Origin of the sequence: Psychrobacter cibarius, assembly GCF_904845955.1 — a bacterium.
GTDB classification, from domain to species: domain Bacteria; phylum Pseudomonadota; class Gammaproteobacteria; order Pseudomonadales; family Moraxellaceae; genus Psychrobacter; species Psychrobacter cibarius_B.
The window spans coordinates 150,291-162,922 of the sequence record NZ_CAJGYX010000003.1 but is presented as its reverse complement, the minus strand read 5'-3'; the positions used below and the strand labels follow the sequence as shown (position 1 = coordinate 162,922).

The 12,632-nt window shown below is 42.1% G+C and carries 12 protein-coding genes, 1 tRNA gene and 1 pseudogene; 7 read left to right on the top strand and 7 right to left on the bottom strand.

Annotated elements, in window-relative coordinates; all coding sequences use genetic code 11:
• The first annotated feature begins 264 nt into the window (after positions 1-264).
• On the top strand, positions 265-399 hold the full coding sequence (locus JMV76_RS15075) for a hypothetical protein (RefSeq protein ID WP_265090282.1): 135 nt from the start codon (positions 265-267) through the stop codon (positions 397-399).
• Between the two features lie 67 nt (positions 400-466).
• Here the strand turns inward: JMV76_RS15075 and JMV76_RS07445 are convergent.
• Positions 467-1,632, bottom strand: a protein-coding gene (locus JMV76_RS07445) for an IS3 family transposase (RefSeq protein ID WP_201502187.1) whose coding sequence is annotated in 2 segments (ribosomal slippage) — positions 467-1,374 and positions 1,374-1,632 — 1,167 coding nt in all. Because the reading frame shifts where the segments join, the coding sequence is not laid out codon by codon here.
• A 518-nt stretch (positions 1,633-2,150) separates the two neighbouring features.
• On the opposite strand from JMV76_RS07445, the gene JMV76_RS07440 reads away from it, so the two are divergent.
• Positions 2,151-2,717, top strand: coding sequence for a hypothetical protein (locus JMV76_RS07440; RefSeq protein WP_201502186.1), 567 nt, complete (start codon positions 2,151-2,153; stop codon positions 2,715-2,717).
• 229 nt (positions 2,718-2,946) lie between these two features.
• Here the strand turns inward: JMV76_RS07440 and JMV76_RS07435 are convergent, their stop codons facing one another.
• Genes JMV76_RS07435 through JMV76_RS07420 form a run of 4 tightly spaced genes read right to left on the bottom strand, consistent with a single transcriptional unit; the run spans position 2,947 to position 5,041 of the window.
• Entirely contained in the window at positions 2,947-3,264 is a 318-nt protein-coding gene (locus JMV76_RS07435; RefSeq protein ID WP_227690200.1) for a hypothetical protein, read from the bottom strand.
• Between the two features lie 10 nt (positions 3,265-3,274).
• Positions 3,275-3,568, bottom strand: a complete 294-nt coding sequence (locus tag JMV76_RS07430; RefSeq protein ID WP_201502185.1) for a hypothetical protein — start codon at positions 3,566-3,568, stop codon at positions 3,275-3,277.
• Positions 3,565-4,809: a site-specific integrase gene (locus JMV76_RS07425; protein WP_201502184.1), complete on the bottom strand. Its 1,245-nt coding sequence runs from the start codon at positions 4,807-4,809 to the stop codon at positions 3,565-3,567. Before JMV76_RS07425 ends, JMV76_RS07430 begins: the two co-directional genes overlap by 4 nt.
• Before the next feature lie 16 nt (positions 4,810-4,825).
• Positions 4,826-5,041, bottom strand: coding sequence for a hypothetical protein (locus JMV76_RS07420; RefSeq protein WP_133104084.1), 216 nt, complete (start codon positions 5,039-5,041; stop codon positions 4,826-4,828).
• A 195-nt stretch (positions 5,042-5,236) separates the two neighbouring features.
• On the opposite strand from JMV76_RS07420, the gene JMV76_RS07415 reads away from it, so the two are divergent.
• On the top strand, positions 5,237-5,452 hold the full coding sequence (locus JMV76_RS07415; RefSeq protein WP_201502183.1) for a helix-turn-helix domain-containing protein: 216 nt from the start codon (positions 5,237-5,239) through the stop codon (positions 5,450-5,452).
• Between the two features lie 438 nt (positions 5,453-5,890).
• Here the strand turns inward: JMV76_RS07415 and JMV76_RS07410 are convergent.
• Positions 5,891-5,965, bottom strand: a tRNA-Gly gene (locus tag JMV76_RS07410).
• A 261-nt stretch (positions 5,966-6,226) separates the two neighbouring features.
• Here JMV76_RS07410 and JMV76_RS07405 point away from each other — a divergent pair.
• The 3 genes and pseudogenes from JMV76_RS07405 (at position 6,227) to JMV76_RS07395 (ending at position 10,431) form a co-directional block, all read left to right on the top strand.
• Positions 6,227-7,897 (top strand): alpha-keto acid decarboxylase family protein, encoded by a 1,671-nt coding sequence (locus tag JMV76_RS07405; protein WP_201502182.1) that lies wholly within the window; start codon positions 6,227-6,229, stop codon positions 7,895-7,897.
• Positions 7,898-8,090: 193 nt separating this feature from the next.
• Positions 8,091-8,426 (top strand): GlpM family protein, encoded by a 336-nt coding sequence (locus JMV76_RS07400; RefSeq protein WP_227690198.1) that lies wholly within the window; start codon positions 8,091-8,093, stop codon positions 8,424-8,426.
• Positions 8,427-8,640: 214 nt separating this feature from the next.
• Positions 8,641-10,431, top strand: a pseudogene (locus tag JMV76_RS07395) (potassium/proton antiporter).
• Between the two features lie 25 nt (positions 10,432-10,456).
• On the opposite strand, the gene JMV76_RS07390 reads toward JMV76_RS07395, so the two are convergent.
• Positions 10,457-11,356 (bottom strand): LysR family transcriptional regulator, encoded by a 900-nt coding sequence (locus JMV76_RS07390; protein WP_201502181.1) that lies wholly within the window; start codon positions 11,354-11,356, stop codon positions 10,457-10,459.
• A gap of 234 nt (positions 11,357-11,590) precedes the next feature.
• Here JMV76_RS07390 and speB point away from each other — a divergent pair, with 234 nt between their 5' ends.
• The gene (gene speB, locus JMV76_RS07385) at positions 11,591-12,559 is read left to right on the top strand and encodes an agmatinase (RefSeq protein ID WP_045454362.1); all 969 of its coding nucleotides are present in this window, start codon (positions 11,591-11,593) and stop codon (positions 12,557-12,559) included.
• The last annotated feature ends 73 nt before the right edge of the window (positions 12,560-12,632 follow it).

Here is a 12,632-nt window from a genome sequence, read left to right as displayed (position 1 = left end):
CGGTGCATCTATAGCGCACCGATCACGAATAGAATATGTATGGTAAGTACACTATGAAGTACACTATGAAGTACACTATGAAGTACACTGTGACTATTTCAGCGAGTTAAAACGTTGATACCATTAGCCTACAGCCAAAGATTCAAGTCCTCACTAGGGTACCGAACCTGATTGGTTCGGTGTAGGTATATCTTAAAATGAATAATTCTAGCATTACCGCTTCTACTGGCACGATTAATAGCTCCTCTTTTAGAGAAGATTAACATGAGTAATATGCAACGATTGAAATCAACATTGTTAAATAAAAATAATGGTAAATGGTATCAGCAAGGTAAGCTTTACACAGGCATTATTTTTTTTGATAAACCTAATAACCAGTTAGAAGCCTATGAAGTTTGACCCCTGCCGTCAAATCCGTACTGACCCCTGCCGTCAAATCCGTACAACTAAACTTGGGAGATTTTAATTACGCAGCCTGACGATAATAGTCAAACCACACCTGTCTTGGCGATTTATAGCCCAAGCCCTTTTGAATCCTCGTTTGGTTGTAGTAAAGCTCAATATAACCAATGATATCGCTGATGGCTGTAAATCTTGTTTTATAGTCTTGGTGATATATCAGCTCATTCTTTAATACGCCCCAGAAGCTTTCTATTGGAGCGTTATCAAAGCAGTTACCCTTACCACTCATCGAGACTGTAAACTGATGCTGCTTGATGATCTTGTGGTAGGCATGACTACAATGCTGGCTGCCTCTGTCAGAGTGCACAATCAATCCTTGGCTTGGACGTTTATTCTTGATGGCCATATTCAATGCTTTACATACTAGATCTGCGGTCATTCGCTTATTAATGGCGTAGCCGACCAGCTCTTTAGTGTATAAATCTTTGACTCCAGCTAAATACAACCAGCCTTTTGTTGTCCAGATATAGGTGATATCACTGACCCAAGACTCATTGGGACGATTGGCATCAAATTGCTGATTTAGTATGTTTGGATAGACAAGCTTGTTGTGGTTGGGGTCCGTGGTGACTTTAAAGCGTTTGTGACGACGGCATTTGATGCTATGTTCTTCTTTAATGCTTCTAACCATGTATAGGCTAATATCGTGCCCTTGCTCTATCAGCTTTGCGTGCAGTCGATCAGCACCATAGCGCTCACGAGTTTCACGGTGAGCGGCTCTAACCAGTAGCTCAGACTGGTTACTATGTATCTGTTGCTCACTAATATCGCGATTTATCCAGTCGTAATAGCTTGATGGCCTAACCTTTAGTACGCGGCACATAGTGGTGATGCTAAAGAAGTGCTGGTTATCTTTGATAAAGGCGTACCTGACTAACTGTGCTTTGCAAAGTACGCCGTGGCCTTTTTTAGGATCTCTCGTTCCTCTTCAGCTACTTTAAGCTGTCGTTTGAGGCGCTTGTTTTCTTCAATCACTGCTATGAGTTCAGGGTCATACTGCTCAGTTCCTGCAAGTTTGCCTTGATTAGCTTTATTGTGCCAATTGGATAAGGTCTGCATGGCGATACCAAGCTGCTTTGCGGTCGCTGAGATATTGCCATTATTGTCTGCTATCTTCTTAACGGCTTCGGCTTTAAATTCTGTGCTATAGGTTCTGGTTTTCTTGGTCATGATAAACTCCGATTAATACGCTTAGTTTACCAAGTTCACCTCTACGGTTTCTTCAGCATAGCTCATTATGGTAAATAGATTGAGAGCGATAAAAGTAGGATTAAGAAGTATTTGGGCTATAAATCGCTAAGATATATGAAGTTTTTTTATTACCGTCAAGCTGTGTAACTAAAAGCTCCTCAGTTAGTATCTACAGATTTGATAGCAGGGATCAGCATGGGGTATGCTGTTAAACTCCTAAAATCAAGCCTGGGAGATTTTAATCAAGCGGCATTGCAATAAAACTTATGACAAACCTGTCTAGGTGGTTTCATCCCCAAACCCTTTTGAATTCTAGTTTGATTGTATTTAAGCTCAACATACAGCTTGTAAGACTTTACTAAACCTTATCAGATTATTATTTTAATAAGTAATTTCAGAAAAATTATTTAATTGAGTTTATGTATAGTTAAACAAATGTGCTTACCATACTATAATTTCCGTTTTCTGTACTGATCCCTATTAAAAAAGGAATTCTTATGAAAAAGCTTGCCGCTTGTCTTTGTTTTGCCATTGCTTGTATCTCTATTTCTCATGCTGAAACCATCGCTGGTTACAGCTTTGAAAAATACCCTGCTAAAATTTATAACGGTAAACAAGCACCCTTAAAATTAGGTGACTGGAGCTCTTTTCGTACTCGTCTGAAAGCAGCTCATAAAGATGGTGAGGTTAACTTTGCGGGTAACTATATCGTAACAACCTGGGGCTGTGGTACAAGCTGTGTGTCAGGGGCTATGATTGATAAACGTACTGGCAAAGTATACGATATCCCACTGGGTGAAACTGAGGATAGTGTCACCCCTTATGAAAGTGGCGCAGAATGCTTCGCAGACGGCGCGGAACTCGATGACAACGAGCGTTTGGCTTTCTATCCAAATAGCCGCTTATTTATCAGCCGCAATTGTGAAGGCGAGAAAGTCAACGAAACCACCGGCAGACAACTGATCACCTATTATGTCAACATTTGGGATGAAAAGACCAAGACATTTAAACTAAAAAAGGTTCAGCAATCTAAACTCGTTAAAGTGGATTACAGTCAATTTTAAACTAACTTTTTTCCTGCATTTACCTTTTAAAGCCAAGTTTTTAGCCTAAACTTGACTCATACCACTCTCTATCTTTTTTAGATGGCTTAGCTTGGGCTACCTTGACGAAAAAATTTAACCACCTCAATCTTGTAATGGCACACTAAGCTTAAACTGTGTTTAAGAGAAGATATACTACACACAAAAAAGCCAGGCAACCGAAGCTGCCTGGCTTTAAAATTTGAAAGACTTATCTATGATTATGCTCCCGCCATACAGCATGCTCACATACCTCACAGCACCAACTGTCTTTTGCCCGCATAAAAGGGATGTCTGCCGGTATCTGTAAAGGGCACACATAACCACAGTACTCGCATCGCACATCATCTAAATAAGCAAAACATTCACCGACTGTCTCGAACAGTACTTGTGCGCTAATCTCATACTTCTCACAGATGTTTTCTACATGTGCGATATAATCACCTTTATTATCATATGACCAGTAATCCTCACAGATTCTTAGATCTCGTGCATTCTGCGTCATATTCGGCTGAAGCTTTACACTCATCACATTCTCCTCAGTAGCCGTCATAGCCAACGTGCGGTAATAGCTCATAAAGCTCGCTCTGAAGCTGACAACGCATATCCTCAATCACATAGTCAGGATTCGTATCCAAGCGCTTCTGCACCCATACCCGCAGTGCCATATCGTTATCAAAGCAGCGCTTCACTCCTAAGAAGCGTGCGAGGTTATGACCCGATGAAACATACAGCTCACGCATCAATGTATTAGCAATAAGGTTCGCATCTTCACTGATTGCACCATCCCGTTTAAACTCACTAAACAGCTCTTCATAATTGATGACCTTCATTGTGACGTCTCCTTGTCAGTCTGTTTATTCCTGATGAGTGCTTCACTTTCAGAGCTATTCGATGTACCTGTTAGTTTCTCCTTGCTTGCCAGTAGCAAGTTATCCATCGCTGAGCCATCTTGACGGGTGATATCAGGCACATAACGGCTATACACCCGAAACAGCATCTCCGTACTACTGTGACCCATCTGCCGTGCTATCCATTCAGGATTTTCACCAGCAGCGAGCCAAAGCGTCGCTGCCGTGTGCCGAGTCTGATAAGCTCGGCGGTGTTTCAAACCAAGTAGGGCAAGCGTAGGTTTCCATACCCGCCGGTTCACATTACGGTACTCCATCGGATTGCCCTGTGAATTGCAAAACACAAACTCTGACTTACCATAGGTGCGCGTTTTCTGCTCTAGTAGGGCGTCATAGACCAGTTGCGACATCGCAATATCACGCTGTGAGCCTAACGTCTTCGTTGGACCCATCTCACCGTTTACTAATGCCCCTCTAATACTGATCTCACGCCGATCAAAATTAATGCAGTCCCATTTAAGCCCGTCTATCTCACTGGTACGCATCCCGGTAAAGAAGCGAATGGTGTAGTAGGGCTTATAATCCGCACGAACATGCTTTAAAATCAGCCATACCTCACTCAAGGTAAAAGGATTTACATCCGGACGAGCTTGTTTGAGATTCTTAATATTTTTATAAGGCATCTCAAACTCATGGCGATCTGATGCTTCTTCTAGTATCATACGAAGAAGTATCATAATCTGATTGATTCGTGCTACTGACAGACTTGACTGACCCTCTTTACCGTAACGAACTTTGGCGAGGGAGCTACGGAAGGTCAGCAAGTCTGGTTTTTTTATGGCATGTACTGCTTTACCACCAAACTCAGGTAACAAGTACTTATCAAGAATAATCTTTATCTTTTGCCGATAGCTCGGTCGCCATTCAATCTTCTTCTCCTCATACCAAATATCGACAAACTGCCTAAAGGTTGGATTACGACTGATACAAGCCTCGGCTCTATCAGCCAGTGCCGTCATCTCTTTTAAACGCGTGCTCTTCGGAAAGTAGGCGCCATAGTCGAAGATGCCTAGGGTGATTTCTGCTTCCATTTTTTTCAAAACAGTCGCTAATTTTCTTCTGTTAGCTGGGTTATCTTCTAAGCTAGTCTTTTCTCGACAACGTATACCTAGGTAGTAGAAGTCGGCAATTAGTTTGCCAAACCGTCCTTGTATAGTAGCCATGATAAACCTCCTTCTATTACTGAAGTGCCATACCGTTAATAGCACTCATCGCCGGCTTACACATATCTTCTTCGATACGCTCCCATACATATAAAATCTTACGACCACCAAAAGGGCGTATGTAATGAATATTCTCAATCAAAACAGTGTCTTTCATTTGATTGCGGATAGTACGTGGATCGTATTTAATACGTTCGGCCAGTTCATCAGTCGTTAAATAAGTATTGCTCATGATATTTACCTCTTTTCAGTTATTAAGTCATCGCATTAAGTGATAGAATAAAATTATTTTATCAACCTGTAAAAATGCATCTTGAAGGAACCAGTTAATATTTACCCGCTTAGAGGTAATTAATAACCGATTTGTGTACTATATTATCTTTTTACCTCAATGTAACGCATTTTTACCCGAAAAGAGGTAATAATTATGATCGTGTCTAAACTCCCTGTTATTTTGGCAGAGAAAAAACTGCGCGTAGCAGATGTTGTAAGAGCAACAGGCATGAGTAAATCAACGCTTCATAAACTATATAATGAAGAGTCCTCAAGAATTGATTTCAATACTATCGACCAGTTATGTGAGTTTTTAGACGTACAGGTGGGTGACTTATTTATTTATAAGCCAAATACTAAAGATGATTAAGAATCTTGAAAATCTATAAAACTGAAAATAGATGTACAGAGAAATAAGTGGCAGAGCCCTATATACAAGGCGTTTCAAAGTATAAAATTAAGGTTGGGGTTATTATTAATAATTGATTTTTCACGTTTTGGTCACGTTTTGGTCACGCTATGAGCTTAATTTACAAAAGCAGTGTAAAAGTAAAAACGACGCTAAGAAAATATTTCTTAGCATGCTTTTTTATAAAGATAAGAATAATAAGTTGGGGTCAATTATAGAATCAGTATTTATAGCGTGGGCACGAAATGGTCACGTTTTGGTCACGGTACTGTTTTTTGGTCTTTTAATATATTAGATAAAGTTAATAGTTGGGCAGAATAGCTAGTATTAAAAATCGCTACAACCCCCGAAAATTAGACAAAAAAAAGCCTCACTGTTAAGTGAGGCTTTTTAAGTATTTGGAGCGGGAAAAGAGATTCGAACTCTCGACCCCAACCTTGGCAAGGTTATGCTCTACCACTGAGCTATTCCCGCTAATTATCAATTAACTATCGTCAGTTGATGAAGGCGTATTATACGCAGTTTTTTGAACGTGTCAACAGTTAGTATGAAAAAAAGTAAAAGATAGTAAATTGGCATATTATCCTAGCCTTCATCTGTGATATAACAGACTGTTGTAATCTGTATTCCAAAAGCTTTGCTTTCTATAAATAGGCTGGAATACAGTTTTATAATGACTTTAATCATATTAATCATTTTCATGAGTTATAAAGATAACACTTAGGGATAAGTACTATGAGTCAACAATATACCATCGCTGATTATTTGTTTGATCGTGTCGCAGAAGCAGGCGCGTCAGAGATATTTGGCGTACCTGGTGATTTCAACTTAACTTTTTTAGACAATATTATCGCCTCTGATAAGCTGCGCTGGGTGGGTAACACCAATGAGTTAAATGCAGGTTACGCAGCTGACGGCTATGCACGTGAGCGCGGCTTTGCGGCGATGGTGACGACCTTTGGAGTGGGAGAATTGTCAGCGATTAACGCGACCGCAGGCTCTTTTGCTGAGTATGCACCAGTGCTTCATATCGTGGGCGCGCCAAGTACGGCTCTACAAGATTCGAAGCGCCGCATCCATCACTCACTTGGTGATGGCGTGTTCAATCATTTTATCAAAATGGTAGAGCCGGTCACGGTAGCACGAGCGCAGCTTACCCCTGAAAATGCTGCCTCAGAAATCGACCGTGTGATTCGCTTAATTCTTAAAAAACATCGCCCAGGCTATCTGTTACTATCGCCTGACGTTGCTCGTCAACCTATTTATCCGCCGACTACAAAGCTTGTTGATAGCCAAGAAGACATCACCAGTCAAGCAGCATTGGCAGATTTTAAACAAGCGCTCATAGAGTTTCTGCCAAACAAAACCACGACGCTGATGGCAGATTTGATGGTGCATCGTTTAGGGCTGCAAAATCAGCTTAAGGCATTGATTGCCGATACGGATATTCCTTATACGACGTTGTCATGGGGCAAAACTTTGCTTGACGAAAATAGTGAGCGCTGGGCAGGGACTTATGCTGGCGTGGCATCACGTCCCGTGGTCAAGGATGCAGTCGAAAACTGTGAGTGCTTAATAAAAATAGGTGTGCAATATACCGATACTACGACGGCAGGTTTTAGCCAAGATATTGATGAAAATACAGTGGTTGATTTGCATTATGAGCGCGCGAGCATTGCTGGCAAAAATTTTGCGCCCATTGCTCTAAAAGACGCCCTAAAAACGCTACATGAAGTCTTGATCTCAGATATTAATATTGTGCCAAAGCCGTTCTGTAAAGAAGTCAAGCCGCATGGGCAGCAGGGTAAAGATGATGAGGCTATTCTTCAAGAGGATCTATGGCATATCATTGCCGATCATCTAGACCATAATAATTTGGTGTTTGCAGAACAGGGAACGGCGTATTTTGGCATCAGTGATGTGCGTTTACCAGAAGGCGTGACTTGTTATGGACAACCAATGTGGGGTTCGATTGGTTATACGCTACCGGCAAGTTTGGGTGCGGCTATTGCATCGCCAAATAAGCGCAGTGTCTTATTGATTGGTGATGGCTCAGCATTATTGACCATTCAAGAAATCGCGGTGATGATTCAAGAGCATATCAATCCAGTGATTGTACTGATTAATAATGATGGCTATACCGTGGAGCGGGCGATTCATGGTGAAAACCAGCGCTATAATGACATTCCTAAGTGTAACTGGCAGATGATGCCAAAAGCTTTTGGTGCCACCGATGATAATAGTCTGCTGCTAAAAGCAGAAACAGCAGGCGAGTTAAAAGCGGCTCTTACGCAAGCAGCGGCTGTAAAAGACAAGTTGGTTATGTTGGAGGTCATCGCTGATAAGCATGATATCCCGCCACTACTCGCCGATATCAGTGCCGCACTGAAGCCAAAAAACGATTGAGTGATTAATAAAAAACTCGCTTCATAAAAATGAATAGCCCCATTTAGCACCATTGCTAGATGGGGCTTTTTGCACTTTTTTATCATATAGATTAATTAATCAGCTATTGCTCTTATGTCGGTTTGCAGACTTTAGTATCATGGTGGATTGGGCTATTTCCAGCCCTTATCATTCCATAGGAGATGACCCCGTCGTGATTTGGTTAAAAATGCTTATTGGTGCTCTAATGGTATTGGCGATTCAATTATTCGCGCAAACCAGATTTTTTTATTTGGCAGCACTCGTGCCACTGTTCCCCACATTTACGTTAATCAGTCACTTTATTGTGGGTACTGAGCGTAGCCCCGCTGATTTAAAAGTCGCATTAATATTTAGTATGCTCGGTGTCATACCGCACCTTATTTATACCTTTGTGGTGTTTTTTAGCATCGGTTACGTCAGCTTATATAAAGCATTACTGTTCGGCGTTGTCGCTTGGACAATAGCCGCAGCGATTTTGGTCCTTACATGGCAGTACATTCAGGCTTAGTTGTGGTTAGAAAAAAACGTAAACTCTGTCAAAGGGCAATATATCAAAGGTATATATAAAATTCGGTACATATTTCTACAGATAATTTTTATAGATTCGGTCGTAGATGTTATTCTTAAGAGCGATTTTATGGTGTGACCTGTAGCAAACTAAAACTAAAATTATCGCGATAACTCCATTCATTACAATTTATAAAAATAGGGCTTAAAAAAAGATGGATACCTTAAATATCATCTATCTCGTAGGGGCATTGTTAATTTTCGCCAGTATTATGGCAAGTACGTTATCGGCGCGCTTAGGCGTTCCGCTATTGCTGTTGTTTTTGATCGTAGGGATGTTGGCAGGCGAAGATGGTATTTTAGGTATCGAGTTCGCCCAATACGGGCTTGCTAATTTCGTTGGGCAGGCGGCTCTTGCTTGTATCTTGTTGGATGGTGGGCTACGCACGTCTTTTAAGTCATTTCGAGTGGGTCTAAAGCCTGCTATTACCTTAGCCACTTGGGGCGTACTTGCGACGGTAATGATACTGGGTATATTCGTCACTTGGCTACTCGATGTCGATTGGCGTCTTGGTTTATTGATGGCGGCCATTGTTGGTTCAACCGATGCAGCAGCGGTGTTTTCGCTATTGCGTAATGGTGGCGTCAAACTCAACGATCGTGTGCAAGCCACACTGGAGCTAGAATCGGGCGCGAACGATCCTTTGGCTATTTTGCTGGTGACAGGATTAATCGCTTTAAATGTTGATCCCGCTGGACAGACGGTACTGGGCTTTTTAGGGCTGTTATTACAGCAGCTAGGCTTTGGTTTGGGCATGGGATTACTGTTCGGTTATTTATTGGCGAGGCTATTACCAAAAATACACTTGGCAGAGGGTATGTCTGCCATTTTGATCATGTCTGCGGGCTTGGCAGTCTTTGCCGCGACTAATCTGATTGGCGGCAGTGGATTTCTGGCAATTTATCTCACTGGTGTGCTAATTGGCAACCATAAAGTGCGCTCAACTGAGCATGTGATGCGGGTGATGGATAGCTTTGCGTGGTTGTCACAAGCGGTATTGTTTGTGGTACTAGGGTTATTGGTGACGCCATCGCATGTGATCGATGTTTGGTATTACTCCGTCGCGATTGCTGCTTTTATGATCTTTATTGCCCGTCCTATTGCGGTCTATACCAGTGTGAAACCCTTTAAATTTAAAGACAGAGAAATCGGCTTTATTTCTTGGGTAGGTCTGCGCGGCGCGGTTCCTATTACACTTGCCATATTACCGGTGATGGCAGGGATAGATGGCGCTTTTATGTTGTTTGATATTGCTTTTGGCGTGGTGGTTTTGTCTTTGATTTTACAAGGCACAACCATTCCTTTTATGGCAAATTTATTCAAAGTGCGTATTCCTAGTAATAAAGATCCAGAAGAAGAGCATGAGGTCTGGGTATCTGACAAAGCAAGCATTACTTTATAGGAGTTTGAAGTAAAGTCAGGGGCATTTGCGATTGATCGTCATCCAATGGCCATCTCTAAGCGCATAAGCCCTGATGAAATCAGTGTCTTTGCCTTGGTACGCAGGCAGCATATTATCATTGTTGATGAAAACACCAAGCTCAAATGCGGTGATAGGGTGTGGTATGCGATGACAGGGAACCACGCCACCCAAATTGCTAAGATTTTCAATGATACGACCCTTGATCATAAAGCCATGGATGACTTCTATGGCGATTGGCTGCTATCCCCAAGTGTGAAGCTTGGAGATTTGCCGTTTTTTACCAGTATTATGGCGTCTGAGTCGCTTGTCGATAAACTCAAATCCAAATCTGAGGACAGCGCCAAAAACATGTGGGATCAAACGGTCGCTGAATATATCAATGATAGCTTAGAGATAAAGCCAGTATCGGGTGATACGGTCGACATCAATGACGAATGGTCGTTGGTCATAAAAGAAGTGGATGATAAAGGGAAGCTTAGAACCATTGGTTTAAAGCATATAGAGCGATTAAAAGCAGGGTAGCTATGTAGCTATTTGCCGTCATTATTCATAAAAGACGCTTCATTTGACTTAAAAACTCGGCGACTTGTTTGTGTAAGTTTTCTCGATAAGCCCAATGATGCTTGACCTCGTAACTGGCCTCATTGGGCAGTAGTACTTTCATCAGCCCCATTTCTTCATAACGCTTGGCTAAATCATTAGGCAAGTAACCAATATGATGACCCGCCAGAATGAGCTGCGCAGTTGCCTCCATATGATAAGTGGTGGCACTCAAGGTTTGTGGGCGGACATGATTGATACTCAAATCGGTAATATAGCCTCGTTTTATCCATGGATAGTCTTGTTCCAAATCCTCAAAAGTTAACCCTTCTGATTCATAAAACAATCGATGCTCGCGTCCACAGCAGACCACCTGCTTTTCAATAAATGCTGGCTGAAAAGTGAGTAGTGGTGGAAAACTGCCAAAATATCCCACACCAATATCACTCTCGTTGCTTAGCAGCTTCTCTAGCATGCTTTCAGGGCTTTGCACATCAATAGAAAAGTGAATAAGGGGGTTGTCACGATAGCTAGCAGCCAAGCATTGGCGCAAGGCATCATAAAAAAATGTCGGCATCTGGTCAATGAGACACAGTCGGATATGACCGCCGAGCACCGAATCCAATTGGCGAATATAGTGCAGTTGATGTTGAAAGCTGGCAACCGCTTCGGTAAAACTCAAACAGGCTTCATAAACCGCTGCGCCATCTTCTGTCAGCTTAAAACCTGCGCGCCCACGATGACAAAGCGTCATGCCTAAGCGATCTTCTAAATGGGTCAAATGACCACTAATGACAGAGGTCGTCACATTTAATCGAGACTGTGCGGCTGTCACGCCCTGACACTCTACAATCGCCATAAAGCTACGCAAGGTTTTGATGTCTATTTTTATCAATTCATCTAGCATCGGTCATTATTCCTCAGTAGCTACGATGTCTATCAAAATAAATCTTCTATTTATCACTTTTCTAACATCAAATTTATACCAAACTTCTGATAATAACGGTTAAATCTAAATTACTACGAAAAACCAGAAGTTTACTTCTAAATTTTACCATGGTCTGACTTCAAATATTTAGGTATTGTCAAAGCATATAAAAAATTGCCTATTTTAAACAAACTGAAACAAGGATGTGATTTTATGAAATTCAATCAACCATTAAGCGGCAACGATATGCCAAGATTTGGCGGCTTTGCTTCTATGATGCGCTTGCCAACTCAAGCTGATGCAGAAGGGTTAGATGTGGCGTTTGTGGGTGTGCCTTTAGATATCGGTGCGTCAAACCGTAGCGGTGCGCGATTGGGTCCACGACAAATTCGTGATGAATCACGCATGATTCGTCCCTATAATGTCGCCACTCGTGCAGCGCCTTTTGAATCTTTACAAGTTGCTGATATCGGCGACGTGCCTATCAATACTTTCAACTTGCTAAAAAGCATTGATATCATCGAAAAATTCTATACTGATAAAATCGTGAATTATGGGGCTATCCCATTGACTTTGGGCGGCGATCATACCATTGCCTTGCCTATCTTGCGTGCGCTTGCTAAAAAACACGGCCCTGTCGGCATGGTGCATATCGATGCGCATGCAGATATCAACGATGAGATGTTTGGCGAAAAAATCGCTCATGGTACACCGTTCCGCCGTGCTGTCGAAGAGAACTTAATCGATGGCAACCGTGTGGTACAGATTGGCTTACGTGGTACAGGCTATAGCGCCGAAGAGTTTGATTGGTCAACCCAGCAAGGCTTTCGTGTGGTGCCTGCCGAGGAATGCTGGTACAAGTCGCTGACACCATTGATGGCAGAAGTACGCGAAAAGCTCGGTGATGGCCCCGTCTATTTAAGTTTCGATATCGATGGTATTGATCCTGCGTTTGCACCGGGTACGGGCACTGCTGAAATCGGTGGCTTGACCTCAACGCAAGCAATAGAAATCATTCGCGGTATGCGCGGACTTGATGTGGTGGGTGGCGATTTAGTAGAAGTGTCTCCTCCTTACGACCCCTTTGGTAACACCTCTGTATTGGCGGCAAACTTACTGTTTGAGATGCTATGTATCTTACCGGGTGTGCGCTATGACGATAAGGTAAAGGCGGTGTATTAAGAATAATTTATAATCGCAAACTGCTTTTTATCAATCTGCTTTTTATAAGGGATTAAAGGGCAGTTTGGGTTTA